Genomic DNA, 24,821 nt, shown 5'->3' on the forward strand with positions numbered 1-24,821 from the left:
GCGGCCTCGCCAGCCGCGCAGACACAAAAGATTGCCGTTACCTATGCGTCACGACGAAGGAGTCACGGGTGAGTGCCCACACGCTACTCGCTGAGCCTGGATGTCATATCCGGCAAGACTGCGCATTCCCCGCTCCGGGTATCGACTCGTTCAACTTCAGGCCGATCTTCAGTGTCGCCGGCTTCGACGTCACCAAGCCGATGCTGCTCGCAGTCATCTGCACGTTCCTGGTGGTGGGCTTCTTCGCGGCGGCCTTCGCCAAGCCCAAGCTCGTCCCGGGCAAGCTCCAGCTCGTCGGCGAGATCGGCTACGGCTTCGTGGCCCGCAGCATCGCCCGCGAGGTGATCGGCAAGAAGGGCGACAAGTACGTCCCGTTCCTCACGTCGATCTTCTTCTTCGTGTGGATCATGAACATCATGTCGATCATCCCGCTGGCGCAGTTCCCGGCCACCTCGCGCTTCGCGTACCCGGTCGCACTCGCGGCGCTGGTCTTCATCACGTACATGTTCCTCACGTTCAAGACGCACGGCTTCCGCGGCGGCGTCAAGAACCTGGTCTGGATCGAGGGCCTGCCCAAGCCCCTCGTCCCCCTGATCGTGCTGCTGGAGTTCATCCAGAACGTGATCACCCGGCCGTTCACCCTCGCCGTGCGGCTCTGGGCCAACATGTTCTCCGGCCACATCCTGATCGTGCTGTTCAGCGTCGCGAGCTGGTACCTGCTGACCCCCACCTTCCTGACCGCCGTCGCCGGCGGCTCGTTCCTGCTGGCGGCCTTCATGACCGCCTTCGAGCTGCTGATCCAGTTCCTGCAGGCGTACATCTTCACGCTCCTCGCCTCGATCTACATCTCGGGAGCGATCGAAGAGGGGCACTGACCCGAATCGCGCCCCTTCCCCATCCAGACCTCCGCTGGGAAGTCCCCCAGCGGACCGCATCACATAGGAAGACAGGTAAATGTCTGCCGAGCTTGTTAACCTCGCCGCCGCCACCACCGCGGGCCGCCTGGGTGCGGTCGCCTACGGCCTTGCCGCCATCGGCCCCGGCGTCGGTATCGGCCTGGTCTTCGGTCACTCCATCGAGGCCATGGCCCGCCAGCCCGAGGCCATGCCGATCATCCGCACGAACATGTTCCTCGGCTTCGCCCTCTGTGAGGTGCTCGCGCTGCTCGGTCTGGTCGTGCCCTTCGTGTTCCAGCAGTGACACGTCACGGACGGTAGCCACACTCGACGAAAGGTTCGGACATGTTGAATTTCCTGGCGCAGGAAGGAACGCAGAACCCGCTCCTGCCCGAAACCCCAGAACTTGTCGTCGGCCTGCTCTGCTTCTTCATCGTCTTCGGCATCCTCGGCAAGAAGCTGCTGCCGAACATCCAGAAGACCCTGGCAGAGCGCCACGACGCGATCGAGGGTGGCCTGGAGCGGGCGGCACAGGCGCAGGCCGAGGCCAACCGCACGCTTGAGGAGTACCGGGCCCAGCTCGCCGAGGCGCGTCACGAGGCCGCCCGGATCCTGGAGCAGGCTCGTGAGCAGGGAGCGGTGATCATCGCGGAGATGCGCGAGGAGGGCCAGCGCCAGCGCGAGTCGATCATCGAGGCCGGGCACACGCAGATCGAGGCCGACCGCCGCCAGGTGGCCGTCCAGCTGCGCCAGGAGGTCGGCCGGCTCTCCACCGAGCTGGCCGGCCGCATCGTCGGCGAGTCCCTGGAGGACACCACGCGCCAGAGCCGTGTGGTCGACCGCTTCCTGGACGAGCTGGACGCCAAGGCCGAGCAGACGCAGGGCGCCGCCACGTGAGCAACGCGACACGTCAGTCGAATGCAGCAGCCCGTGAGCGTCTGGAGGCGCTGACCGACCACAGTGCGGTCGACACCTCCGCCCTCGCCGGCGACCTGCTGGCGGTGACCGACCTGCTCGACCGCGAGGCCGGGCTGCGGGGCACCCTCACCGACCCCGGTATCGAGGGGCAGCGCAAGGCCGACCTGGTCACCGCGCTCTTCGACGGCCGGATCGGCGCCGAGGCGCTGGACCTGGTGTCGGGCCTCGTACGGTCCCGGTGGTCGGCGACGCGTGACCTGGCGGACACCTGCGAGCAGCTCGCCTTCCTCGCCGAGATCATCGGCGCGGACCGTGCCGACGCGCTCGACGAGACCGAGGACGAGCTGTTCCGGTTCGGGCGCATCGTCTCCAGCAGCGGCGACCTGCGCGCGGCGCTCACCGACCGCCGCGCGCCCGCCGAGGCCAAGGCCGGGCTGCTGCGCTCCCTGCTGGAGGGCCGGGCCAACCGGTACACGGAGCAGCTGCTCAGCCGTCTTGTGACGCAGCCGCGGGGACGTAGCCTGGATGCAGGGATCGATGCCCTGACCAAGCTCGCCGCTGCGCGCCGTGACCGGGTGGTCGCGGTCGTGGTCTCCGCGGTGCCGCTGAACGACACGCAGAAGCGGCGTCTCGGAGAGGCACTGGCCAGGATCTACGGCCGCCAGGTGCATCTGAACCTCGACGTGGACCCCGCGGTCCTCGGCGGGGTCTCGGTGCGCATCGGAGACGAGGTCATCAACGGCACCATCGCGGACCGCCTGGATGAGGCGTCCCGGCGGATGGCCGGCTGACGCACGCGCAGGCGCCAGTCGAAGTCGGAAGAAGAAGAGCGGCCCTCGTTGGGCCGTAGCGCAGTGATATCTGGGGGGAGTCCCCCAGACCCCCAGACGTCGGGCCCAACAAGGAGAGCAGGAAACTCAGATGGCGGAGCTTACGATCCGGCCGGAGGAGATCCGGGACGCGCTGGAGAACTTCGTCCAGTCGTACCAGCCGGACGCGGCCTCCCGCGAAGAGGTCGGGACCGTCACCGAGGCCGGTGACGGCATCGCCAAGGTCGAGGGACTGCCCTCGGCCATGGCCAACGAACTGCTGAGGTTCGAGGACGGCACCCTCGGTCTCGCGCTCAACCTCGAAGAGCGTGAGATCGGTGCGATCGTCCTCGGCGAGTTCGGCGGTGTCGAGGAGGGGCAGCCGGTCACGCGTACCGGCGAGGTGCTCTCCGTCCCCGTGGGCGACGGTTACCTCGGACGTTCCGTCGACCCGCTCGGTAACCCCATCGACGGCCTCGGCGAGATCGCCGCCGAGGGCCGCCGCCCCCTGGAGCTCCAGGCTCCCTCGGTGATGCAGCGCAAGTCGGTGCACGAGCCGATGGAGACGGGCTACAAGGCCGTCGACACCATGACCCCGATCGGCCGCGGCCAGCGCCAGCTGATCATCGGCGACCGCCAGACCGGCAAGACCGCGCTGTGCGTCGACACGATCATCAACCAGCGCGACAACTGGCGCTCCGGCGACCCCAGCAAGCAGGTCCGCTGCATCTACGTCGCCATCGGCCAGAAGGGCTCGACCGTGGCGTCCGTACGCGGCGCCCTGGAAGAGGCCGGCGCGCTGGAGTACACGACCATCGTCGCCGCCCCGGCGTCCGACCCGGCCGGCTTCAAGTACCTGGCGCCCTACACCGGCTCCGCCATCGGACAGCACTGGATGTACCAGGGCAAGCACGTCCTGATCATCTTCGACGACCTGTCCAAGCAGGCCGACGCCTACCGCGCCGTCTCCCTGCTGCTGCGCCGCCCGCCGGGCCGCGAGGCCTACCCGGGTGACGTCTTCTACCTGCACTCCCGGCTGCTGGAGCGCTGCGCGAAGCTCTCCGACGACATGGGCGCCGGCTCGATGACCGGTCTGCCGATCGTCGAGACCAAGGCCAACGACGTCTCGGCGTTCATCCCGACCAACGTCATCTCCATCACCGACGGCCAGTGCTTCCTGGAGTCCGACCTGTTCAACGCGGGCGTCCGCCCCGCCCTGAACGTCGGTATCTCCGTCTCCCGCGTCGGTGGCGCCGCCCAGCACAGGGCCGTCAGGCAGGTCTCCGGACGTCTGCGCGTGGACCTCGCCCAGTACCGCGAGCTGGAGGCCTTCGCCGCCTTCGGTTCCGACCTGGACGCCGCCTCCAAGGCCCAGCTGGGCCGTGGCCAGCGGATGGTCGAGCTGCTGAAGCAGGCGCAGTACGCCCCGTACCCCACCGAGGACCAGGTCATCTCCATCTGGTCCGGCACCAACGGCAAGATGGACGACGTTCCGGTGGCGGACGTCCGCCGCTTCGAGCGGGAGCTCATCGACTACATGCACCGCGAGCAGAAGCCGCTGCTCACCAACATCGTCGAGGGCGGGAAGATGCCCGACGAGACGATCCAGAAGCTCTCCGAGGCGGTGGACACGTTCAAGAAGCAGTTCGAGACCTCGGACGGCAAGCTGCTCGGCGACGACACCTCCGCCGCCGAGTGACGACCGAAGGGACCTGACTCATGGGAGCGCAGCTCCGGGTCTACAAGCGTCGCATCCGGTCGGTCTCCGCGACCAAGAAGATCACCCGGGCGATGGAGATGATCGCCGCCTCGCGCATCGTCAAGGCGCAGCGCAAGGTGGCGGCCTCCACCCCCTACGCGACCGAGCTCACCCGCGCGGTCACGGCGGTGGCGACCGGATCGAACGCCAAGCATCCGCTGACCACGGAGGCGGACCAGCCGCGTCGCGCCGCGATCCTGCTGCTCACCAGCGACCGCGGTCTCGCCGGCGGCTACAACTCCAACGCCATCAAGCGCGCGGAGCAGCTCACCGAGCGGTTGCGCGGCGAGGGCAAGGAGGTCGTCACCTACATCGTCGGCCGCAAGGGCGTCGCCTACTACCAGTTCCGGGAGCGCGCCATCGCCCAGAACTGGGGAGGCTTCACGGACGACCCCAGCTATGCGGACGCCAAGCAGGTCGCCGACCCGCTGATCGAGGCGATCTCGCAGGACACCGACGAGGGCGGCGTCGACGAGCTGCACATCGTGTTCACCGAGTTCGTGTCCATGCTGACGCAGAACCCGGTCGACCGGCGCCTGCTGCCGCTCAGCCTCGACGCGGTCGGCTCCGGTGCCGCGGAGGGCGGCTCCGAGGCCCCCGTGGCCGAGGGGCAGCCGCAGGGGACCAAGGTCCGGCCGCTGTTCGAGTTCGAGCCGTCGGCGGAGGGCGTGCTCGACGCGCTGCTGCCGCGCTACGTCGAGAGCCGCGTCTACAACGCGCTGTTGCAGTCGGCCGCCTCCAAGCACGCCGCCACCCGGCGCGCGATGAAGTCGGCGACCGACAACGCAGGAGAGCTGATCGAGAGCCTCTCCCGTCTTGCCAACGCGGCCCGCCAGGCCGAAATCACCCAGGAAATCAGCGAGATCGTCGGTGGCTCCAGTGCGCTGGCCGACGCGACCGCGGGGAGTGACAAATAATGACCACCACAGTTGAGACCGCGACGGCCACGGGCCGCGTCGCCCGGGTCATCGGTCCGGTCGTCGACGTGGAGTTCCCCGTCGACGCGATGCCGGACATCTACAACGCCCTGCACGTCGAGGTGGCCGACCCGGCCCACGAGGGCGAGAAGAAGACGCTGACCCTGGAGGTCGCCCAGCACCTGGGCGACGGCCTGGTCCGCTCCATCTCCATGCAGCCCACCGACGGCCTGGTCCGCCAGGCGCCGGTCGTGAACACCGGCGAGGGCCTCACGGTTCCGGTCGGCGACTTCACCAAGGGCAAGGTGTTCAACACCGTCGGCGAGGTGCTGAACGTCCCCGAGGAGAACGCCAACATCACCACGCGGTGGCCCATCCACCGCAAGGCGCCGAGCTTCGACCAGCTCGAGTCGAAGACCGAGATGTTCGAGACCGGCATCAAGGTCATCGACCTGCTGACCCCGTACGTGCGCGGCGGCAAGATCGGCCTGTTCGGCGGCGCCGGCGTCGGCAAGACCGTGCTCATCCAGGAGATGATCTACCGCGTCGCCAACAACCACGAGGGCGTCTCCGTCTTCGCGGGCGTCGGCGAGCGCACCCGTGAGGGCAACGACCTCATCGCGGAGATGACCGAGTCCGGCGTCATCGACAAGACCGCGCTGGTCTTCGGCCAGATGGACGAGCCGCCGGGCACCCGGCTGCGCGTCGCCCTGGCGGGCCTCACCATGGCGGAGTACTTCCGTGACGAGCAGCGGCAGGACGTGCTGTTCTTCATCGACAACATCTTCCGCTTCACGCAGGCCGGCTCCGAGGTCTCCACGCTGCTCGGCCGCATGCCGTCCGCGGTGGGCTACCAGCCGAACCTCGCCGACGAGATGGGCATCCTCCAGGAGCGCATCACCTCGACCCGCGGTCACTCGATCACCTCCATGCAGGCGATCTACGTCCCCGCGGACGACCTGACCGACCCGGCGCCGGCCACCACCTTCGCCCACCTCGACGCGACGACGGTGCTCTCCCGGCCGATCTCGGAGAAGGGCATCTACCCGGCGGTGGACCCGCTGGACTCCACGTCCCGCATCCTGGACCCGCGCTACATCCGCCAGGACCACTACGACGCCGCGATGCGCGTCAAGAACATCCTGCAGAAGTACAAGGACCTCCAGGACATCATCTCCATCCTCGGTATCGACGAGCTCGGCGAGGAGGACAAGCTCACCGTCTTCCGCGCCCGCCGGGTGGAGCGCTTCCTGTCCCAGAACACCCACGTCGCCGAGCAGTTCACCGGCGTCAAGGGCTCGGACGTCTCGCTCGACGAGTCGATCGCGGCGTTCAACGCGATCTGCGACGGCGAGTACGACCACTTCCCCGAGCAGGCCTTCTTCATGTGCGGCGGTCTTGAGGACCTCAAGAAGAACGCCAAGGAGCTCGGCGTCTCCTGAGCGGTCGTGGAACCAGGGGGCGGGCGCGTGTCCCGCCCCCTGCCCTACGCCCCATCACCCGACCACTAGAATCCGAAACCACACCCGGCACGACCGCCGGGTGGTGACCCGAGGAGCCACCCTTGGCTGCTGAGCTGCATGTCGAGCTGGTCGCGGCCGACCGCCAGGTCTGGTCGGGCGAGGCGACCCTGGTCGTCGCGCGCACCCGGTCCGGAGACATCGGCATCATGCCCGGCCACCAGCCGCTGCTCGGTGTGCTGGAGTCGGGCCCGGTGACCGTCCGTACCGGCGACGGTGGAACGGTCGTCGCCGCGGTGCACGGCGGTTTCATCTCCTTCGCCGACAACAAGCTGTCGCTGCTGGCCGAGATCGCGGAGCTGTCGGACGAGATCGACGTCCAGCGTGCGGAGCGGGCACTGGAGCGTGCCAAGTCCGAGGCCGACGCCTCGGCGGAGCGGCGCGCCGACGTCCGCCTGCGAGCGGTGGCGGTGCGCTGACTCCCCCCGGCGCACAATGCTGTGGCTCAGCCGCGGCCGGATCCGGAGCACTCCGGATCGGGTCGCGGCTGAGGCAATGAGGGATCAAGCAGAGTCGTTCCGTTACCTACGAGGCGAGGAGGTCGGTGCCGGTGATCCTCGCTGTGCTGGTGTGCGGTATCACGGTGGTCGCGCTGGTCGTACTCGGGCTGCTCGCCTTCGGGGTGCGGCGCAGACTCATCCAGCGGTCGGGTGGCACGTTCGACTGCAGCCTCCGCTGGAACGTCCCGGCATCGCTCCGTGAGGGGGCCGGGGCTCCACGGGGTGGCGCCGACTTCGGTGAGGACTCCGCCGTCGCCCCCGGCGGGAAGGGGTGGGCGTACGGCATCGCCCGCTACAACGGTGACTGCGTGGAGTGGTTCCGCGTCTTCTCCTACGCGCCGCGGCCCCGGCGGACCCTGGAGCGGGGGGTCATCGAGGTCGAGGGGCGGCGGACTCCCGAGGGGGAGGAGGAGCTGGCGCTGCTGTCAGACGCGATCGTGCTCACGTGCGTGCATCGGGGGGTGCGGCTGGAGCTGGCGATGAGTGAGGATGCGTTGACGGGGTTCCTCGCGTGGTTGGAGGCTGCGCCTCCGGGGCAGCGGGTCAACGTGGCGTGACGGTTGGCGGCGGCTTCTGGGTGGCCGTGAGCCGGAGGGTTGACGTGTGCCGTGGCTTCTTTTGCGCAGTTCCCCGCGCCCCTGATCAGGGGCTTCTCTTGTTTTTCGGGTTCTGGCGCCGTTCTCTGGCGTCGTAGGCGACGCGGGCCTGTTCGACTCTGGTCAGGTTGGGTGACCACCCGGCGAGTGAGGCGAACAAGGGGGTGAGGTTGCTGCCCAGGTCGCTGGTCTCGTACTCCGCTCGCGGGGGTTCCGGCACCGACGAACCGCCCGAGCAGGACGACACCCTCCCGAGCGACCACGCAGACGACAGCTTGTTCTTCGCCGAGGACCTGGCACACACATGAGGGTCGCGGACGCGTTCGCGGAGCGCTTCCGCACGCAGGTCGACCGGTACCTTGAGGGGGCGCGGGGAACTGCGCGAAGAACTACGGGCGCACGGACAGTCGAGGACGGACAGAAGTCGCCAATCAGGGGCGCGGGGAACTGCGCGAAGAGCCACGGCGCAGGGACAGCCGACGACCGACAGAAGCCGTCGATCAGAGGCGCGGGAAACCGCGCAGTCCGGCAGCGCGCCAGCGCGAAGCAAGCGCCCCCGCTGAGGGGGAGGGGTCCAGGGGAGGGGAACCCCTCACACCCCCATCTCCTGGGCCAGAACCGCCGCCTGAAGGCGGCTCCGCACCCCCAGCTTCGCCAGCAGCCTGCTCACATGCGTCTTGGCCGTCGCATCGGCCATCCCCAACCGCGCGGCGATCTCCGCGTTGGAGAGCCCCTGCCCCAGACAGGAGAGCACCTCCCGCTCACGGCGCGTCAGACCCTCCAGAGCCGACCGATCCGGCTCCTCCTCCGCCCGCACCGCCTGCCCGGCGAACTCCGCGAGCAGCCGGCGGGTGACCGCGGGCGCCACCGTCCCCTCGCCCCGCGCCACCGCCCGCACCGCGGTCAGCAGCTCGTGGGCCTCCGCGTTCTTCAGCAGGAACCCCACCGCTCCCGCCCGCAGCGCGCCGAAGACGTATTCGTCCAGGTCGAACGTGGTGAGCACCAGCACGTCGGCGAGCCCCTCGGCCACCACCTGGCGGGTGGCCGACACCCCGTCGAGGCGGGGCATCTGCACGTCCATCAGGACCAGGTCGGGGCGGAGCTCCCGGGCGAGCGCCACCGCCTCCTCCCCGTCGCCCGCCTCGCCGACGACCTCGATGTCGGGCGCGCTGCGCAGGATGAGGACGAGTCCCATCCGCACCGCCGACTGGTCCTCCGCGACCAGAACGCGGATCCTCACGCCTCTGCCCCTCCTCCACCGGACGCCCGCCCGGGGGACGCCCCCGTCTTCGATACCCGCCCGCCGGACGCCCCCGTCCCCGATACCCGTTCGCCTGACGCCCCCGTGCCGGACTCTCGCGTGCCCGACACGCGCGCACCGCGCACCCCCGCACCGGCTGCCGTCGCCTCCGCGGCGTCCACCGGCAGGGTCGCCGACACCGTCCACAGCCCCGCGTCCCCGGGCCCGGCCCGGAAGGTGCCGCCCAGCAGGGCCACCCGCTCCTCCATGCCGACCAGGCCCGCCTCGGAACCCGGCGCCCGCGGCCCGTCCACCCGCCCGTAGGGACTGCTCACCCGAACCGTCAGCGCATCCTCGCACAGGGCGAGTGCGACCGTGACGCTGCCGGGCGCCGCGTGCTTGAGGGCGTTGGTCAGGGACTCCTGGACGATGCGGTACGCGGCGAGCTCGACCGGCGCAGGCAGCCGGGTGCCCGGGGCGGGCAGTTCGGTGAGGCGAGCGTCCAGGCCGTTGGCGCGGGCACCGCCGACCAGCGCGTCCACGCCGCTCAGGGTGGGTGCGGGCGCGGCATCCTGCTCGCCGCCCGAGTCCCGGAGAATGCCGATGATGCGGCGCATGTCGGCCAGGCCCTCGACGCTGTTCTCGCGGATGACGGTGAGCGCCTGACGGGTGGTGCCCGGGTCGTCGAGGGAGAGCGCCGCGGTGGAGTGGATGGCTATCGCGGAGAGGTGGCCCGCCACCATGTCGTGCAGCTCGCGTGCCATCCGGGCGCGCTCGGCGGTCACCGCCTGGATCCGGTCGGCCTCCGCCAGCAGCGCCGTCTGCTCCGCGCGCAGCCGGGCCGTCTCGGCGGCGTCCCGCTGATTGCGCACCATCGCGCCGGTGGTGGCCGGCACGAACGACACCAGCCCGCACAGCACCCCCACGAGCAGCGCCTGGGGCACCTGCCACCAGGCGAGCAGCGCCAGGGTCAGCGCGACCGTGACCAGGCCCCCGACGACCGGGATCCGGCGGGCCTGGGCCGGGGTGCCGTACACCACCGCCGCGTACATGAGGTCCGTGAACATCATGACCGTGGCGAAGTTGCCCGGCGTGAACTGGTCGGCGGTGACCGCCGCCGTGCCGACGATGAGGCCGAGCCGCGGGTGGGTCCTGCGCAACAGCTCCAGGGGCGCGGTCACCGCCAGCGGCACCAGCACCCATGCGCCGCCGAACGGCCGGCCGGTCTGCGTGGAGAGCCCCAGGACCCACAGCAGCAGGCCGCTGAGCAGGCCGGCGGTCGCGATGACGACGTCGTGGCGGTGCGGGCGGGGCAGCGCGGGCAGTGCCATGCACCCATCCCAGCACGTTCCGGCCCCCGGCCGCCTGGTTCCCTGGGTGGAGCTTGCGGCCGGCGCACTACATCGAAGGGTGCAGTGGCGCCGCCCGGCGCGGGCTCGTCACCGCTCTCCGCCGATCCGCGGTCCCTGATCCGCCGTCGGCGATCCGTCCTCGGCGGACTGCCCGCCTCCCGATCCGCCGTCGGCGATCCGTCCTCGGCGAACCGCCCGCCCCGCCGATCCGCTGTCCCCGATCCACCGTCCCCGATCCGCCCTCGGCCAACCGCCCGCCCCGCCGATCCGCCGTCGCCGATCGCACCCGCCCCGCACGCTGTGATCGCGCTCACATACCTGATCCGGCCAAAGGGCGGCCGGCGGCCGGGGATGCCGTCAGCGCTCGCCGCCGGGCACCCACAGCACGTCGCCCGTCTCGCGGTTCGCGGTCCTCGCGAGGATGAACAGCAGGTCGGAGAGGCGGTTCAGGTAGGTGGCGGTGAGCGGGTTCATCGTCTCGCCGTGCGCCTCCAGCGCCGCCCAGGTGGAGCGCTCCGCCCGGCGCACGACGGTGCACGCGTGGTGCAGCAGCGCCGCGCCGGGCGCGCCGCCGGGCAGGATGAAGCTCTTCAGCTTCCCCAGGGACTCGTTGAAGTGGTCGCAGTCCTCCTCCAACCGGTCGACGTAGGACTGCTCGACCCGCAGCGGCGGGTACTCGGGGTCCGGCACGACCGGCGTGGACAGGTCCGCGCCCACGTCGAACAGGTCGTTCTGCACGCGGACGAGGACCTTCACCAGCTCCTCGTCGAGCCGTCCCAGTGCGATGGCCGTCCCGATCACCGCGTTCGCCTCGTTGGCGTCGGCGTAGGCGGCGATCCTGAGATCCGTCTTGGCGGTGCGGCTCATGTCCCCGAGGGCGGTGGTGCCCTGGTCGCCGGTCCTGGTGTAGATGCGTGTCAGCCTGACCATGGGTCCCAGCCTAGGCCGCCCGCCGTGCCGCCGCCCCGCACCGCCACCCGGGCATGCCCCGCTACGCCCCCGCCCTGCGGAACACCCGGGTGCCCACCGCGAGCGCCAGCGCCGCGAAGCCGGCGGCGACCAGCGCTCCGTAGCGCACGTCGGCGGTGGCGTACCGGCCCACGTAGGCGTCCCGCACCGCGTCGACCAGGTAGCGCAGCGGCATGAAGCGGGAGAGCAGGTCGAGCCAGCCGGGGCCGAGCGCCATCGGCAGCATCAGCCCGGACAGCAGCATCGACGGCATCGTGACCGCGTTGATCACCGGAGCGAACTCCTGGGGCGTGCGCACCCGCATCGCCAGGGCGCCCGACAGGGCGGACAGCGCGACCGTCAGCAGTGCCACGAAGGCGAAGCCGAGCAGCACGCCCGCGAGCGGCGCCCGCAGCCCCATGGCGAGGGCGGCCAGCACCAGCAGGACGGCCTGGAAGACGAAGAGGACGGTGTCGCGCAGCGTCCGGCCGAGCAGCAGGGCGAGGCGGCTGACGGGGGTGGCGCGCATCCTCTCCACCACGCCGTGGTTCTTCTCGATGATGATGCCGAAGCCGGAGAACGCCCCGCCGAACAGCGCGAGTTGCAGGAGCAGTCCGGGCACCAGGACCTGCCAGGAGCTGCCCCGCGAGCCGAGCGGCAGGTCGGTGAGGAGCGGGCCGAAGAAGAGCAGGTAGAGCAGCGGCATCAGCACGCCGAAGAGCATCTGGAAGCGGGATCCGAGGGTCTGCCGGGCGTAGCGCCCGAAGATCAGCGCGGTGTCGGAGAGCAGGGTGGGCATCGGCGGGGTCCTCCGCGGCGGCGGGTCGGTACGGCGACTTGGCGACACGGCGTCGAGGCGATGGGTCGACGGGGCCGTGCGGTGACGGGGAGACAGGGCGTCTTGTCGGTGTGGCGGCATGTCTACACGCAGCATGTCTATACGGCGACGGGGGCGGGCTCGGCTTGCCGCGGGCCGCGGCCCGTGATGGCGAGGAACGTGTCCTGGAGGCTGGCGTCGATCGACCCGCCGTGCCGGAGCTTGAGCGTGCCAGGGGTGCCCTCGGCGGCGACCGTGCCCTTGTCGACGATCACGAGACGGTCCGCGAGGGCGTCGGCCTCGTCGAGGTAGTGGGTGGTCAGGAAGATCGTCGTGCCCCTCTCCTCGCGCAGCCGGCGCACCAGGTCCCACAGGTCGGCCCGGCTGCCGGGGTCGAGGCCGGTGGTCGGCTCGTCGAGGAAGAGCACCTGGGGGCGGTGGGTGAGGCCCATGGCGATGTCGAGCCGGCGCCGCTGTCCGCCGGAGAGCGCGCCGCACTTGCGGTCCAGCAGGCCGGTCAGTCCCAGGTCGCGTGCCAGTTCCCCGGCGCGCGCCACCGCTTCGGCCTTCGGCAGCCGGTAGAGCCGGCCCTGCGTGACGAGTTCCTCCCGCACGGAGACATTGGCGTCGACGCCGCCGGACTGCGCCACGTATCCGCACCGGCTGCGCACGCCCGCGGGGTCCCCGGCCAGGTCGCAGCCGGCCACCGTGGCGCTGCCGCCGGTGGGGGCGAGAAGGGTGGTGAGCATCCGGAGCGTGGTGGTCTTGCCCGCGCCGTTCGGGCCGAGGAAGCCGAGGATCTCGCCGGCCTCGGCGTGCAGGTCGATCCCGCGCACGGCCTCGACCGGGCCGCGCTTGGTGACGAAGGTCCGGGCCAGGCCGGACGTGGTGAGGATGGGCATGCTCCCAGAAAAACAGAGACTCTCCAATTTTGCAATGACACCAAAAATCAAGGGACCCCAGTGAACGTACGATGGCGGCATGGCAGAGGGACTCAGGGAGCGCAAGAAGCGGCAGACGCGGCAGTACCTCTCGGACGTCGCGACGGGCCTCTTCCTGGAGCGCGGGTTCGACGCGGTCACCGTCGCCGAGGTCGCCGAGGCCGCCGACGTCTCCGTGAACACGGTCTACAACTACTTCCCGGCCAAGGAGGACCTCTTCCTCGACCGGATGTCCGGCGTCGTGGACCGCCTCTCGCGCTGGGTGCGCGGGCGGGACCCGGGGGAGTCCGCGGTGGGGGCCGTGCTGCGCGAGCTGCGGGAGGAGGTGGAGTCGGTCTCGCCCCGGGTCGGCCTGTTCGAGGGGTACGAGCGCTTCATGCGGGTGGTGCACGACTCGCCCACGCTCAGGTCCCGGCTCTGGGTCGTCGGCCAGACCGTCTTCGAGAACGTCGAGCGGACGCTGCGCGAGGAGACCGGCGCCGATCCGGACGACCTGATGCCGACTCTGGTCGCCGGGCAGCTCAACTGGCTCCACCAGCTGGTCATGGGCACGATCGGCCGTGAGATGGTCTCCGGCCGCGCGCCCGAGGCCGTGTCCCGCGAGACGCTCGACCTGCTGGACGCCGCGGAGGACATCCTCAGCGAAAAGGTGCTCAACTACGCGGTAAGGGGCCAAGAATGAGCCCGCAGGACCCGGCAGCAGTGTGATCTGTGTCAACAGCGACGTGACACGCATCTCGTCGCGCCCCATCGCGGCCCTTCTGGCGCTAGGGTCCTGCACACGTCAATGGCGTCCCGACGTCAACGACCTCCCGGTATGGCAAAGGGGCCGTACCGGCGGCAGAACGGGACAGGGAGTCTCACCGTGGCACGCAAGCTCGCCGTCATCGGCGCCGGACTGATGGGGTCCGGTATCGCACAGGTCTCCGCCGCGGCGGGCTGGGACGTCGTGCTGCGTGACATCACCGAAGCCGCCCTGACCCGGGGCACCGACGGCATCAGGAAGTCCTACGACAAGTTCGTCGACAAGGGCAGACTCACCGCACAGGACGCCGGCGCGGCGCTCGGCAGGATCACCACGACCACCGATCTGGACGCCGCCGCGGACGCCGACGTCGTCGTGGAGGCCGTGTTCGAGAAGCTGGAGATCAAGCACGAGATCTTCCGCGCACTCGACAAGATGGTCCGCGACGACACCGTGCTCGCCTCCAACACCTCCGCCATCCCCATCACCAAGATCGCGGCGGTCACCACCCGCCCGGAGCGCGTGGTGGGCACGCACTTCTTCTCGCCCGTGCCGATGATGCAGCTCTGCGAGCTGGTCCGGGGCCTGAAGACCACCGACGAAACCCTGGCCACCGCGCGCGCGTTCGCGGAGTCCGTCGGCAAGACCTGCGTCGTGGTCCGGCGTGATGTGGCCGGCTTCGTCACCACCCGGCTGATCTCGGCGCTCGTCGTCGAGGCCGCCCGGCTCTACGAGTCGGGCGTCGCCTCCGCCGAGGACATCGACACCGCCTGCAGACTCGGCTTCGGCCACGCCATGGGTCCACTCGCCACGGCCGACCTCACCGGCGTCGACATCCTGCTGCACGCCACCGAGAACATCTACACCGAGACCCAGGACGAGAAGTTCGCCCCGCCCGAGCTGATGCGCCGGATGGTCGACGCCGGCGACATCGGACGCAAGAGCGGCCAGGGCTTCTACCCGCACTGAACCATCGCCCGCGGCGCCCCGTACCTCCAGGTGGGGCGCCCTGCGGTCGCCGACGCTGAATGTCAACCCCACGGTCACCCTCAGGGGTGATTTCGGCATCGGTTCGCTGACAAGCAGCAACTCCCGTGTCCGTGCAGCCGTCAGTTGCAGTGACATGACGGCAGGCCGCGCGGGCACATGCGGCACTGCACACGGCACCCCGCACCCCGCTCGGCCCGGCAGGCCGGCGGCCCCGGGGCCCGGTGTACACACGCGGACCGCGCGGACCACGCGGCCCGTGCAGGCAGAAGACAAGGACCAGAGAGCAGAACACCTATCCCGGGGAGCGCGATATGCATATCAAGGGCGACCACACCGAGCTCGCCGTCGAGGGCCGCCTCGACGTCCGCAGCGCGGCGGACGCCCGAACGGTCCTGCACTCGGCCGTCGACGACGGCGCCGGCGACCTGGTGCTCGACCTGTCAGAGCTGGACTCCTGGGATGCCACGGGGCTCGGCGTGATCATGGGCGCGCACCGCAGAGCCGGACGGTGCGGCCGCCGGCTCGTGCTGCGCGACGTGCCGCCCCAGATGCAGCGGCTGCTGGTCGCCACCCGGTTGCACCGGATCCTCGCCATCGAGGGCGGCATCGGGCTGGAGTCCCTGCCTCGCGTGTAGGGGGGCAGGAGGGCGGTTCCGCCGCGGCCCCCCGGTGGCAAACCCGCCAAGAGCGTGACGACTCGGACAGTACGCCACCCCGGTGTTCCGCGCCCCGGGGTGAGGGTCTAGGGTGCCATCGCCCGTTGTATGGACGGGCCCGGGTACCGGGTGCCGGACCCGAAACAACAGAGCGGTGTGCACAAAGGCCGAGAGGGCTCGGCACACAACGCTCTTGGGGGCATTCACCATGGATCCGATGAATCGCGGACCCGAGGACCACCTCAGTCTCCCCGGCGACCCCGGCGTACCGGCCACCCCCGGGAGCCACGGCTACGGCCCGCCCGCCGGCCCCGAACCCGGTCCGAGCATTCCGGGCGGCGCGCTCGTGCCCGCCACGAGCTCCTCCGCACCCCGGCCCGCCCGTGCCGTCCGGCTCGTCTCCGGCGACCTGCTCGTCACCCTCAACCCGGTGGACGGCAGCGAGGTCGAGCTCTGCCCGCCGGACCGCCGCCCGCCCCGCCCCGTCAAGCGGACCGCGACCGAGCGCGCCGAACTGGCCCGTGCCGCCCGCCCGCCGCTGCCCCAGGGCCCCCTCGTGGTCCGGCCGCCGCTGCTGGAGCGCGACGAGGAGCGGGGCCGGCTCGGTCGGCTGCTCTCCCGCGGCCGCTCCGTGCGCCTCACCGGCCCCTCCGGCTCCGGCCGCAGCACCCTGCTGGACGCCGTCGCCGAGGACTGCGCCGGCCTCGCCCCGGACGGCGTCGTCCGCCTCTCCGGCCACCGGCGCACCGTCAAGGACGTGCTGCACGACCTGTTCACCGCCGTCTACCAGAGCGACCTGCACCGCCCCGACGAGGTGTTCCAGCGCGAACTGGTCCGCGAGATAGGCGCCGTGGTCGTCCTGGACGACCTGGAGTTCGGCGGCACCGCCCTCGACGACCTCCTCGACGCCACCCCCGAGTGCGCCTTCGTGCTGGCCACCACGCCCGACGTCGCCGCGCCCTCCCCGCACTCGCACCTGGAGGAGGTCTTCCTCGGCGGCCTCGGCCGCGAGGGCGGAATGACGCTGCTGCGGCACACCGTCGACCGCGACCTCACCGCGGAGGAGACGGCCTGGGCCGCCGACCTCTGGTTCGAGTCCGGCGGCCTGCCGGCCCGCTTCGTCCAGGCCGGCGCCCTGCTGAGATGCCGCGACCAGCTCCACGCCGGGACCGCCCAGGCCGGCACCGCGGTGCTCGCGCAGGAGATGCCGCTGCCGTCCCTCGCCGAGGGCTCCGCACCCGTCGCGCTGCTCGCCTCCCTGCTGGGCTCCTCCGCACGGAGCACCCTGCGGTTCGCCGTCGCCCTCGGCGGCGAGGTGCCGCACCGCGCCCAGCTGCCCGCGCTGCTCGCCGACCCCCGCGCGGACATCGCCCTGGCCGAACTGCTGGCCGGCGGGCTGATCACCCCGGTCGGGGGCCGCTACCGCCTCGCGGCCGGCGTCCAGGCGCAGTTGGAGGCCGCCGGCTTCGCCGACGACGCCGACGAGCGCGCCCACGCCGCCGGAGAGCACTACGCCTGGTGGGCCGGGCACCCGTCGGTGGGCTCCGAGCGCGTGCTGGCCGAGGCGGACGCCGTCCTCGCCGCCATCGCCGCCCTGATCCCGCGGACCAACCCCCAGCACACCGCCGACGGGCAGAGCAGCCTCGCCGTCCGGCTCGCCCGCACCGCCGCGCCCGCCTTCGCCGCCGGACTCGACTGGGGCGCCTGGGAACGCGCGCTGCGTTCCGGCCAGGAGGCCGCACGCCGCTCCGGCGAGGTCGCCGAGGAGGCCTACTTCCACCACGAGCTGGGCGTCCTCGCGCTCTGCCACGGCCGCCTCGACCGGGCCCGCGCCGAACTGGAGGCGTCCATCGGGCTGCGCGGCGCCCTCGCCGACAAGCGCGGCACCGTCGCGGGCCGGCGCACCCTCGCCCTGGTGGCGGACCGCTCCGGACCGCTGGCGCTGCCGCCGGGCCCGAGCGGATCCGGCGCGGCCGGCGGCACATCCGGAACGGGCGGCGCTGCTGCCGGAACACCGGAGACGACCCCGCCCTCCGGCGTCCAGACCTCCTTCGGCGAGGTCCTGCCGTCGCGGCTGCCCGTCGTGCCCCCGGCATCCGCACCGGCGGTACCCGACAGGCCCGCGGCCCGCGCGCTGCCGCCGACCACCAGCGGCTCCGCCCTCACCGCACGGCTGCCCGCCGCCGGCCGGCCCGACCGGGACGACGACATATCCGACCCCTCGTCCGCACCGGGCACACCGGGCGGGGGCGGCTCGGTCACCCTGGTGGGCAACCGGAGCGGGTCCGCCGCGGGCCGCAGCGGGCGGCCTCCGGCGCACCACGCGGCGAAGAACACCAAGCGCAATCTGATCGCCGCGGGCGCCGGCGCGGTACTGGCCGCCGTGCTCGGCACGGTCGTCACCCTGGGCGTCACCTCGGACCACGACGACAAGCCCGCCACGAAGGTCGACCCCGACCCGGCCGTGAGCCAGGACGACGGCGGAGGCATCGCCGCCGACGAGCCCCCGACGGCGTCCACCAGCGCTCCCGACCCGAGCCGCTCGGGCACCAGCGGCACCCCCAGCGCCTCGCAGAGCCCGACGCCCGGCGACTCCTCCGCCGCCGGCACCGCACCGGGCGGCGGCGCAGGGGGCGGGGGCGCCGCGCACCACTCGACAACGTCGTCCCACCCGACGCACAAGCCGTCGAGCAAGCCGCCCACGCACAGGCCCAGCACGAAGCCGCCGTCCAGCAAGCCGCCCACGTCCCCCAAGCCGCCGTCGCACTCGCCGAGCACGCCGCCGACCAGCCCCTCGCCGGACGACCCGCCGCCCTCGACCACGGCCAGCGGCCCGGCACCCAGCACCTCGGTCACCAGCCCCTCGGGCACGGACACCCCGCCGCCCAGCGCGTCCGCCGGCAGCACGGCGGCGTGAGCAGTGGGGGCGTGACCGCCCCGAACACCCGGCTTGCCTTGAGCGGGTGCGCTGGGCCGCGGGTTCCCCCGCGGGGGCGGGGGCCCGGCGTGGGAGGTCTGTGCGGGTGCGTCGTGGTGTTCCGCGCAGTTCCCCGCGCCCCTTGTCCGTACGGGTTTCGGTAGCGGTCTGCTGCGAGTGCGTTGTGCGTGGGCGGGGCGGCGGGAGTCGGCCGCGGAAGGGCGGACGCGCTGCGGCGGGATGATCCGGCCGTGGCGCGGTGAGTTGACCGCGGGCGGCCCCTGGGGCGAGGACCGGCCGGCGGCGCGTGGCTCCGCTGCCGAGCGCCGGTACGCGCCGGGTACGAGGCCGGCTACGGCGCCTGCGGTGGACGTGCCGGGCGCGCGAGGCGGGCGCCCGTACGCGCGCCGGCGCCCTTCCCGTACGTGCCGGGCCGGCGGTGGCTCAGAAGAGCCGGAGCTTGTCGTCCTCGATGCCGCGCAGGGCGTCGTAGTCCAGGACGGTGCAGCCGATGCCGCGGTCCGTGGCCAGCACCCGGGCCTGCGGTTTGATCTCCTGGGCGGCGAAGACGCCGCGTACCGGGGCCAGATGGGGATCGCGGTTGAGCAGTTCCAGATACCGCGTGAGCTGCTCGACGCCGTCGATCTCGCCCCGGCGCTTGATCTCCACCGCGACGGTGCCGCCGCTGGCGTCCCGGCACAGGATGTCGACGGGCCCGATGGCGGTCGGGTACTCCCTCCTGACCAGCGTGTAGCCCTCGCCCAGGGTCTCGATCCGGTCCGCGAGCAGCTCCTGGAGGTGTGCCTCCACGCCGTCCTTGATCAGGCCGGGGTCCACGCCCAACTCGTGGGAGGAGTCGTGCAGGACCTCCTCCATCGTGATGATGAGTTTCTCGCCCGTTTTGTTGACGACCGTCCAGACCCCGGAATCGTCTCCCGTCCCCTCCTTCAAGGTGCACGGCGGAGACATCCAGTTGAGGGGTTTGTAGGCCCGGTCGTCCGCGTGGATCGAGACGCTGCCGTCCGCCTTCACGAGGATGAGGCGGGGGGCGGACGGAAGATGGGCGGTGAGACGGCCCGCGTAGTCGACGGAGCAGCGGGCGATGACGAGACGCATGGTCGGCAACGCTACTCGACACCGGGCCCGGTGGGCGATCCGCCCCGGGCGCGTGGGGGGGCGCTGAGCACTGCTGCGCGCCGGCGCCGGAGCCGTGCGCGGGTGCCGAGCCCGTGCGCCTGTCTTGCGCCCTCCGGTTGTGGCCGGTTGTACGTGCCTTCTCCTGGTGCGGGCGGGACAGGATGTTTACGGTGTTAGCACGAGGTCGCGATTCGTGCACGCTGCGTATCCGGGCTTGATCGCTGTCCGTCAGCCCCCGTGTCGGCACGGGGGTGCGAGAGGAGAACCCATGTCGCTCGACGTCTCACCGGCCCTACTGGAACAGGCCGAGCGAGGCGAGGTCGACGAAGCAGCCTTCGTCGACTGCGTCCGGACCTCCCTGCCCTACGCGTGGGAGATGATCAGCTCTCTGGTGGCCCAGCTGAAGGTGGACGGCGGTGATTTCGCCGACAATCAGACGCCTCCGCCGGATGAGCAGGCACGCGGCCAGCTGCTGCGTGCGCTCGCGAGCGACGCGATACGTGGTGCGTTGCAGCGGCACTTCGGTGTGCGTCTGGCCTTCCAGAACTGCCACCGTGTAGCGGTGTTCCCGCTGGACACCGCGGTGGATGGCCGTCTGGCGAAGTTCACCTCGATCCGCGGCCAGATCCTCAACCAGTCGCCGGAGCTTCGCGACTGCTGAGGTGCCGCCATGCGTCGTTCCGGGAGTCTCGGCCCCGCGCCCGGGGCGGCGGTTCTGTGTGTGCGCGTCTGTAAGTGTCGGTGTGTCCGGGCCCGGCGGGGGCGGTGCGTGGCCCCCGGCGGGCGGGATGCCCGGTGGCCGGTGTGTTCGTGTGAGTCCCGTCAGGCGGGTTGGGGCAGGTGGGTCGGCTCAGGTGGGTTGGGTCGGACGAGTCGCGTCGGACAGTTGGGGGAGCACTTCGGCGCCCAGCCGCCGTACGTTCTCCTCGGTGGTCGCCAGGTCGCCTGAGCCCTCGGCGAGGAGCGCGAAGCGGGTGATGCCGGTGTGCCGGGCGGTGGCCGCGAGGCGGTCGGCGCACAGCGCGGGCGAGCCCACGGGGTGCAGTCCGCAGAGCAGTTCGGTGTAGGGGCCGGGGGCCCGCATGGGGCGGGGGCGGCCGTCGACGGTGACATGGGCGCCGAGGCCCCGCCGGAACCACTCGGGCATGGCACGCAGCAGGATCCGCTCCGCGTCGGCCGTGCGGTCCGCGATCTGCACGACGCCGGCTGACACGTGTCCGGCCTCCATGATCTCCTCGTGTGAACGGCCGGCGGCGTGGGCGTGCGAACGCCAGAGGGTGACCATGTCGGCCTTCTCCTGGTCGTCGCTGTGCATGCCCAGCAGCATCGGCAGCCCGTGCTCGGCGGCGAGGCGGACGCTTCCCGGGCTCGTGCAGGAGACGAGGACCTCGGGGGCGGGGGCAGCGGCGGAGGCCGTGGCCGCGGCGGGTGCCGCGTGCGCGGCCGGCGCGGGGGTCGTGCCCTGTCCGGGGACCGTGGCCGGCGCGGGGTGGCCGGACGCCCTGGGCACGACGGGCACCTCACGGAACGAGTAGCGCTCGCCGGCGGCGCCGACGCGGGGCTCGCGCAGCCACCGCAGCAGGAGTTCAAGTGACTCCGGGAACCCCGTCTCGTACGCCTCCGCGCCCGTACCGAAGACCTCCAGGTCCACCCAGGGGCCGCCGCGGCCCACGCCCAGCGAGAGGCGCCCGCCCGCGGTGAGGTGCAGCAGCGCGGCCTGCTCGCCGAGGGCCACCGGGTGCAGGGTCGGCAGCACGCTCACCGCGGTGCCGACGCGGATCCGTCGGGTGCGGCCGAGCAGCAGGGCGGCGAACGTGATCGCGGACGGGCACGTGCCGTACGGGACGAAGTGGTGCTCGCCGAGCCAGACCGTGTCCAGGCCCGACTCCTCGGAGACCTCCGCCGTGCGCATCGCGCGGTGCAGCGCCTCCGCGTGCCCCTGGCCGGGGTACTGGCCGGCCAGCACGAACGTTCCCACCCGCATGGCACTTCCTGCCTTTCCGGTGCCGATACGGCTCCCCCTTGGCGACGCTCCCTCTACCGGCAACAACGTGCGACACGTGCCAAGGGCACGGCCTGGCAGAGTGATTGGCAGATTTACAGCTCGATGGGAAAGATGTCCGTGTTGGCGAGATCCCCGCTCGTGGCGCCGGGGCCAGTAGTCTGAAGGCAGACCGCCGACCACATCCGTTGAGCCTGTGAGGTGTGCTGTGTCCCCGCGTCGAAACCGCGCGTCGTCCCGCCGGGCCGAGGGGGCGGGCCGGCATGCGGACGAGGAGAACGGCGAACGGTACGGGGGGTACCAGCGCACGGAGAGCTGGCAGGGCGACGACTGGAGCGTGCGGCACGTGGCCGGGGCCAGTGCCGCCGGCAAGACGTACCGGTGTCCCGGGTGTGATCAGGAGATCGGTTCCGGGGTGCCGCATGTGGTGGCGTGGCCCGAGTACGCGGGGGTGGATGAGCGGCGGCACTGGCACAAGGCGTGCTGGTCGGCCAAGGACCGCCGGACTGCTCGCGTCCAGCGGTCCCGGGGGGCTCCTCGGTACTGAGGACGGTTCCGGTCGGGGTGCTCGGGGCTGAGCCGCTCTTCGCCTGCGGCGGGCTTTCGGGGGTGCCCCTTGCGGTGTGTTTGCGCGTGTTCGCCCGTCGTGGCTGAGCGCGCAGTTCCCCGCGCCCCTTATTCGCCTGCGGCGGGCGGTATTCGCCTGCGGCGGGCTGTCTGGGTCGTGCCCCTTTGGGTTTGTGCACGTGCTTGTTCGTCGTGGCTGGGCGCGCAGTTCCCCGCGCCCCTTTCTCGCCTGCGGCGGGCTGCCGGGTTCTGCGGGCGCACCTCAGGGGCGCGGGGAACTGCGCGGCCGGCCACGACTGGGGGCACCTCCCACGCCCTTCAGGCAGTGGGGACGTCGGATCGTCACCGTCCCAGGGGGTCTCTGCCGGTGCCGGGTCTGCGCCGGGTCTGCGCAGTGTCTACGGAGGCCGTGTCTACGGAGGGTTGTCGCGGGCGGCCCTACACGTCTCTGCGGTCCAGCAGGATGTACGCCACCGCGACCGCCACCGCCGTCACCGCCGCCAGGAGCCAGAACTGGGGTGTGCCCGAGCCGTTGTCCAGGTGGAAGAGCTTGGCGAGGGAGTTGGGGGCGCTGTACTCCAGCACCTTGTTGCCGATCTCGCGTGTGCTGCGTGAGATCGCGAGGAACACCGGGAGGATCGCCGGTACCAGCACCAGGCCCAGCATCGCCGTGATCGCGCCCGCCGAGTGCCGCAGGATCGAGCCCATCGCCAGGGCGAGGACGCCCATCAGGGACACGTAGAGGGAGCTCCTGAAGACGGTGCCCAGCCATTCGCGGTTGGAGCTGTCGTGGTGGATCTGGGACGTCAGCAGGCCCACCAGGCCCACCGACAGCATCGAGACCACGAGGGAGACGCAGAAGAAGACCAGTATCTTCGCGGTCAGCACCCGGTAACGCTGCGGTGACGCCGTGAAGGTGGTGCGGATCATGCCGGTGCCGTACTCGGAGGAGATCACCAGCACGCCCAGCGTGATCAGGCAGATCTGCCCCAGTATCAGGCCGAAGAAGGCCGGGACGGTGTACGGCACGTTGGCGTAGTCGGTGTCCTGGGTGTCCGCCGCGAACAGCAGCCCGACGCCGACGACGACCACCACGAAGAGGCCCAGCGTCCACATCGTGGAGCGCACCGAGCGGATCTTCGTCCACTCCGAGGTGATGGCGTGGCCCAGGTGCGTCTTCCTGATCGGGATCGGCGAGTTGTACAGGGGGTCGGCGGCCGCCTGCCAGCCGCCGGGCGGGGCCGGGGGCTGCGGCGTCGGCTGCGCTGTCATCGGCGGTCCTCGCTGTCACGCTGGGCGTTCTCGGGGGTGGGGGGAACGGGTGCGGGGGCCCCGGGCGGGACGGCGACGCCGGGCTGTGCGGGCATGCCGAAGGGTGTGCCGCCCTGCTGGGGAGGCGGCGGGGCGTACCAGCCCGGCTGCCCGTGGCCGGCCACCGGCATGGGCGGCAGCGGCACGGCGCCGAGCGGCAGCTCCTGCTGGAGGCCGAAGCGCTGGTCGGCCGTCGAGCGGTAGTCGACGGCGCCCTGCGTCATCCGCATGTACGCCTCCTCCAGCGAGGCCTGGTGCGGCGAGAGCTCCCAGAGGCGGACGTCCACCTGGTGCGCGAGCTCGCTGATCCGGGGCAGCGGCAGCCCCGTCACCCGCAGGGCGCCGTCGTGCTCGGGCAGCACCTGGCCGCCGGCCTCGGTCAGCGCCGCCGTCAGCTTCTCGCGCTGCTGGGGCTCGGTGAAGGGGGTGCGGACCCTGGCGAAGTCCGCGGAGTTGTGGGAGATGAAGTCCTTGACGCTCATGTCGGCGAGCATCCGGCCGCGGCCGATCACGATCAGGTGCTCGGCCGTGAGCGCCATCTCGCTCATCAGGTGGGACGAGACGAAGACGGTCCGCCCCTCGGAGGCGAGCTGCTTCATCAGGTTGCGGACCCAGAGGATGCCCTCGGGGTCGAGGCCGTTGACGGGCTCGTCGAACAGCAGCACCTGGGGGTCGCCGAGCAGGGCCGCCGCTATGCCCAGACGCTGGCCCATGCCGAGCGAGAACCCCTTGGAGCGCCGCGAGGCCACCTCCTTGAGGCCCACCACGCCCAGCACCTCGTCCACCCTGCGCTCCGGGATGCCGGAGAGCTGGGCGAGGCAGAGCAGGTGGTTGCGGGCGGACCGGCCGCCGTGCACCGCCTTGGCGTCGAGCAGCGCCCCCACCTGGCGGGGGGCGTTGGGCAGCTCGCCGAAGGGGTGGCCGCTGACGGTGACCCACCCCGCCGTGGGCCGGTCGAGGCCGAGGATCATGCGCATGGTCGTCGACTTGCCGGAGCCGTTGGGCCCGAGGAAGCCCGTCACGGCCCCCGGCCGCACCTGGAAGGAAAGGTCGTCCACGGCCGTCTTGGCGCCGTAGCGCTTGGTCAGGCCGACTGCCTCGATCATGCTCCGCACCCATCGACAGGTCAGATCGTCGGGGCGCACGCCCCCGTAAGGCTTAGGAGCCTAGTGGGGAGTTTACGGTTCCCAGGGGCGCGGGCCGCCCCCAAACGTTCACGCGAGCGGGTGCGGGCCGCAAGGGTGGCGGGGCCGGTACCACCGGTCACGAGGAGAGGAGCCCGG

General features: G+C 71.6%; 24 protein-coding genes and 1 pseudogene. 16 read left to right on the forward strand and 9 right to left on the reverse strand.

The window, feature by feature from the left end:
- Positions 1-68 precede the first annotated feature (68 nt).
- The 10 genes from atpB (at position 69) to Sm713_RS41425 (ending at position 8,223) form a co-directional block, all read left to right on the forward strand.
- Positions 69-875, forward strand: coding sequence for a F0F1 ATP synthase subunit A (gene atpB / locus Sm713_RS08005; protein WP_212908949.1), 807 nt, complete (start codon positions 69-71; stop codon positions 873-875).
- Positions 876-954: 79 nt separating this feature from the next.
- On the forward strand, positions 955-1,200 hold the full coding sequence (gene atpE / locus Sm713_RS08010) for an ATP synthase F0 subunit C (protein ID WP_212908950.1): 246 nt from the start codon (positions 955-957) through the stop codon (positions 1,198-1,200).
- Positions 1,201-1,241: 41 nt separating this feature from the next.
- Complete coding sequence (locus Sm713_RS08015; RefSeq protein ID WP_212908951.1) at positions 1,242-1,793, forward strand: F0F1 ATP synthase subunit B; 552 nt, start codon at positions 1,242-1,244, stop codon at positions 1,791-1,793.
- The gene (locus Sm713_RS08020) at positions 1,790-2,605 is read left to right on the forward strand and encodes a F0F1 ATP synthase subunit delta (protein WP_212908952.1); all 816 of its coding nucleotides are present in this window, start codon (positions 1,790-1,792) and stop codon (positions 2,603-2,605) included. The genes Sm713_RS08015 and Sm713_RS08020 overlap by 4 nt, the downstream gene beginning before the upstream one ends.
- Before the next feature lie 130 nt (positions 2,606-2,735).
- Entirely contained in the window at positions 2,736-4,322 is a 1,587-nt protein-coding gene (atpA, locus tag Sm713_RS08025; protein ID WP_212908953.1) for a F0F1 ATP synthase subunit alpha, read from the forward strand.
- Positions 4,323-4,342: 20 nt separating this feature from the next.
- On the forward strand, positions 4,343-5,299 hold the full coding sequence (locus Sm713_RS08030) for a F0F1 ATP synthase subunit gamma (protein WP_212908954.1): 957 nt from the start codon (positions 4,343-4,345) through the stop codon (positions 5,297-5,299).
- Entirely contained in the window at positions 5,299-6,741 is a 1,443-nt protein-coding gene (gene atpD / locus Sm713_RS08035) for a F0F1 ATP synthase subunit beta (RefSeq protein ID WP_212908955.1), read from the forward strand. Before Sm713_RS08030 ends, atpD begins: the two co-directional genes overlap by 1 nt.
- A 122-nt stretch (positions 6,742-6,863) precedes the next feature.
- A complete protein-coding gene (locus Sm713_RS08040; RefSeq protein WP_212908956.1) occupies positions 6,864-7,238 on the forward strand; it encodes a F0F1 ATP synthase subunit epsilon in 375 nt (124 codons plus the stop codon).
- Positions 7,239-7,369: 131 nt separating this feature from the next.
- On the forward strand, positions 7,370-7,876 hold the full coding sequence (locus Sm713_RS08045; RefSeq protein ID WP_212908957.1) for a DUF2550 domain-containing protein: 507 nt from the start codon (positions 7,370-7,372) through the stop codon (positions 7,874-7,876).
- A 167-nt stretch (positions 7,877-8,043) separates the two neighbouring features.
- On the forward strand, positions 8,044-8,223 hold the full coding sequence (locus Sm713_RS41425) for a hypothetical protein (RefSeq protein WP_212908958.1): 180 nt from the start codon (positions 8,044-8,046) through the stop codon (positions 8,221-8,223).
- A 284-nt stretch (positions 8,224-8,507) separates the two neighbouring features.
- On the opposite strand, the gene Sm713_RS08055 is transcribed toward Sm713_RS41425, so the two are convergent.
- The 5 genes from Sm713_RS08055 to Sm713_RS08075 all read right to left on the reverse strand — a co-directional run bounded on the left by Sm713_RS08055 (position 8,508) and on the right by Sm713_RS08075 (position 13,174).
- Positions 8,508-9,155: a response regulator transcription factor gene (locus Sm713_RS08055; RefSeq protein WP_212908959.1), complete on the reverse strand. Its 648-nt coding sequence runs from the start codon at positions 9,153-9,155 to the stop codon at positions 8,508-8,510.
- A complete protein-coding gene (locus Sm713_RS08060; RefSeq protein WP_212908960.1) occupies positions 9,152-10,486 on the reverse strand; it encodes a sensor histidine kinase in 1,335 nt (444 codons plus the stop codon). The genes Sm713_RS08055 and Sm713_RS08060 overlap by 4 nt, the downstream gene beginning before the upstream one ends.
- Positions 10,487-10,864: 378 nt before the next feature.
- Positions 10,865-11,437: a cob(I)yrinic acid a,c-diamide adenosyltransferase gene (locus tag Sm713_RS08065; RefSeq protein ID WP_212908961.1), complete on the reverse strand. Its 573-nt coding sequence runs from the start codon at positions 11,435-11,437 to the stop codon at positions 10,865-10,867.
- 61 nt (positions 11,438-11,498) lie between these two features.
- A complete protein-coding gene (locus tag Sm713_RS08070) occupies positions 11,499-12,254 on the reverse strand; it encodes an ABC transporter permease (protein WP_212908962.1) in 756 nt (251 codons plus the stop codon).
- A gap of 137 nt (positions 12,255-12,391) precedes the next feature.
- Positions 12,392-13,174: an ABC transporter ATP-binding protein gene (locus Sm713_RS08075; RefSeq protein ID WP_212908963.1), complete on the reverse strand. Its 783-nt coding sequence runs from the start codon at positions 13,172-13,174 to the stop codon at positions 12,392-12,394.
- Between the two features lie 79 nt (positions 13,175-13,253).
- Between Sm713_RS08075 and Sm713_RS08080 the strand changes: the two genes are divergently transcribed.
- The 4 genes from Sm713_RS08080 to Sm713_RS08095 all read left to right on the forward strand — a co-directional run bounded on the left by Sm713_RS08080 (position 13,254) and on the right by Sm713_RS08095 (position 18,521).
- Entirely contained in the window at positions 13,254-13,895 is a 642-nt protein-coding gene (locus Sm713_RS08080) for a TetR/AcrR family transcriptional regulator (protein WP_212908964.1), read from the forward strand.
- A 183-nt stretch (positions 13,896-14,078) separates the two neighbouring features.
- Complete coding sequence (locus tag Sm713_RS08085) at positions 14,079-14,927, forward strand: 3-hydroxyacyl-CoA dehydrogenase family protein (RefSeq protein WP_212908965.1); 849 nt, start codon at positions 14,079-14,081, stop codon at positions 14,925-14,927.
- A 332-nt stretch (positions 14,928-15,259) separates the two neighbouring features.
- On the forward strand, positions 15,260-15,583 hold the full coding sequence (locus Sm713_RS08090; RefSeq protein ID WP_212908966.1) for an STAS domain-containing protein: 324 nt from the start codon (positions 15,260-15,262) through the stop codon (positions 15,581-15,583).
- A 229-nt stretch (positions 15,584-15,812) separates the two neighbouring features.
- Entirely contained in the window at positions 15,813-18,521 is a 2,709-nt protein-coding gene (locus tag Sm713_RS08095; RefSeq protein ID WP_212908967.1) for an ATP-binding protein, read from the forward strand.
- Positions 18,522-18,965: 444 nt separating this feature from the next.
- Here Sm713_RS08095 and nucS read toward each other — a convergent pair whose 3' ends face one another.
- Positions 18,966-19,637: an endonuclease NucS gene (gene nucS / locus Sm713_RS08100; RefSeq protein ID WP_212908968.1), complete on the reverse strand. Its 672-nt coding sequence runs from the start codon at positions 19,635-19,637 to the stop codon at positions 18,966-18,968.
- A gap of 289 nt (positions 19,638-19,926) precedes the next feature.
- On the opposite strand from nucS, the gene Sm713_RS08105 reads away from it, so the two are divergent.
- The gene (locus tag Sm713_RS08105; RefSeq protein WP_212908969.1) at positions 19,927-20,319 is read left to right on the forward strand and encodes an SCO5389 family protein; all 393 of its coding nucleotides are present in this window, start codon (positions 19,927-19,929) and stop codon (positions 20,317-20,319) included.
- Between the two features lie 189 nt (positions 20,320-20,508).
- Here Sm713_RS08105 and Sm713_RS08110 read toward each other — a convergent pair whose 3' ends face one another.
- Positions 20,509-21,642, reverse strand: a complete 1,134-nt coding sequence (locus tag Sm713_RS08110) for an LLM class flavin-dependent oxidoreductase (protein ID WP_212908970.1) — start codon at positions 21,640-21,642, stop codon at positions 20,509-20,511.
- Positions 21,643-21,868: 226 nt separating this feature from the next.
- Between Sm713_RS08110 and Sm713_RS08115 the strand changes: the two genes are divergently transcribed.
- Entirely contained in the window at positions 21,869-22,207 is a 339-nt protein-coding gene (locus Sm713_RS08115; RefSeq protein ID WP_212908971.1) for an ATP/GTP-binding protein, read from the forward strand.
- A 458-nt stretch (positions 22,208-22,665) separates the two neighbouring features.
- Here Sm713_RS08115 and Sm713_RS08120 read toward each other — a convergent pair whose 3' ends face one another.
- The gene (locus Sm713_RS08120; RefSeq protein ID WP_374196035.1) at positions 22,666-23,343 is read right to left on the reverse strand and encodes an ABC transporter permease subunit; all 678 of its coding nucleotides are present in this window, start codon (positions 23,341-23,343) and stop codon (positions 22,666-22,668) included.
- A gap of 117 nt (positions 23,344-23,460) precedes the next feature.
- Positions 23,461-24,644, reverse strand: a pseudogene (locus Sm713_RS08125) (ABC transporter ATP-binding protein); the annotation flags it as partial.
- Between the last annotated feature and the right edge of the window lie 177 nt (positions 24,645-24,821).

Origin of the sequence: Streptomyces sp. TS71-3 (genome assembly GCF_018327685.1) — a bacterium.
GTDB lineage: Bacteria > Actinomycetota > Actinomycetes > Streptomycetales > Streptomycetaceae > Streptomyces.

Excerpts from the sequence above, each read along its gene's own strand:
- Sm713_RS08110 (WP_212908970.1), bottom strand. The coding sequence starts at position 21,642 with ATGCGGGTGGGAACGTTCGTGCTGGCCGGCCAGTACCCCGGCCAGGGG.
- Sm713_RS08105 (WP_212908969.1), top strand. The coding sequence starts at position 19,927 with ATGTCGCTCGACGTCTCACCGGCCCTACTGGAACAGGCCGAGCGAGGC.
- atpE (WP_212908950.1), top strand. The coding sequence starts at position 955 with ATGTCTGCCGAGCTTGTTAACCTCGCCGCCGCCACCACCGCGGGCCGC.
- Sm713_RS08095 (WP_212908967.1), top strand. The coding sequence starts at position 15,813 with ATGGATCCGATGAATCGCGGACCCGAGGACCACCTCAGTCTCCCCGGC.
- atpD (WP_212908955.1), top strand. The coding sequence starts at position 5,299 with ATGACCACCACAGTTGAGACCGCGACGGCCACGGGCCGCGTCGCCCGG.
- Sm713_RS08090 (WP_212908966.1), top strand. The coding sequence starts at position 15,260 with ATGCATATCAAGGGCGACCACACCGAGCTCGCCGTCGAGGGCCGCCTC.
- nucS (WP_212908968.1), bottom strand. The coding sequence starts at position 19,637 with ATGCGTCTCGTCATCGCCCGCTGCTCCGTCGACTACGCGGGCCGTCTC.
- Sm713_RS08120 (WP_374196035.1), bottom strand. The coding sequence starts at position 23,343 with ATGTGGACGCTGGGCCTCTTCGTGGTGGTCGTCGTCGGCGTCGGGCTG.
- Sm713_RS08030 (WP_212908954.1), top strand. The coding sequence starts at position 4,343 with ATGGGAGCGCAGCTCCGGGTCTACAAGCGTCGCATCCGGTCGGTCTCC.
- Sm713_RS08070 (WP_212908962.1), bottom strand. The coding sequence starts at position 12,254 with ATGCCCACCCTGCTCTCCGACACCGCGCTGATCTTCGGGCGCTACGCC.
- Sm713_RS08065 (WP_212908961.1), bottom strand. The coding sequence starts at position 11,437 with ATGGTCAGGCTGACACGCATCTACACCAGGACCGGCGACCAGGGCACC.
- Sm713_RS08075 (WP_212908963.1), bottom strand. The coding sequence starts at position 13,174 with ATGCCCATCCTCACCACGTCCGGCCTGGCCCGGACCTTCGTCACCAAG.
- Sm713_RS08080 (WP_212908964.1), top strand. The coding sequence starts at position 13,254 with ATGGCAGAGGGACTCAGGGAGCGCAAGAAGCGGCAGACGCGGCAGTAC.
- atpA (WP_212908953.1), top strand. The coding sequence starts at position 2,736 with ATGGCGGAGCTTACGATCCGGCCGGAGGAGATCCGGGACGCGCTGGAG.
- Sm713_RS08060 (WP_212908960.1), bottom strand. The coding sequence starts at position 10,486 with ATGGCACTGCCCGCGCTGCCCCGCCCGCACCGCCACGACGTCGTCATC.
- Sm713_RS08015 (WP_212908951.1), top strand. The coding sequence starts at position 1,242 with ATGTTGAATTTCCTGGCGCAGGAAGGAACGCAGAACCCGCTCCTGCCC.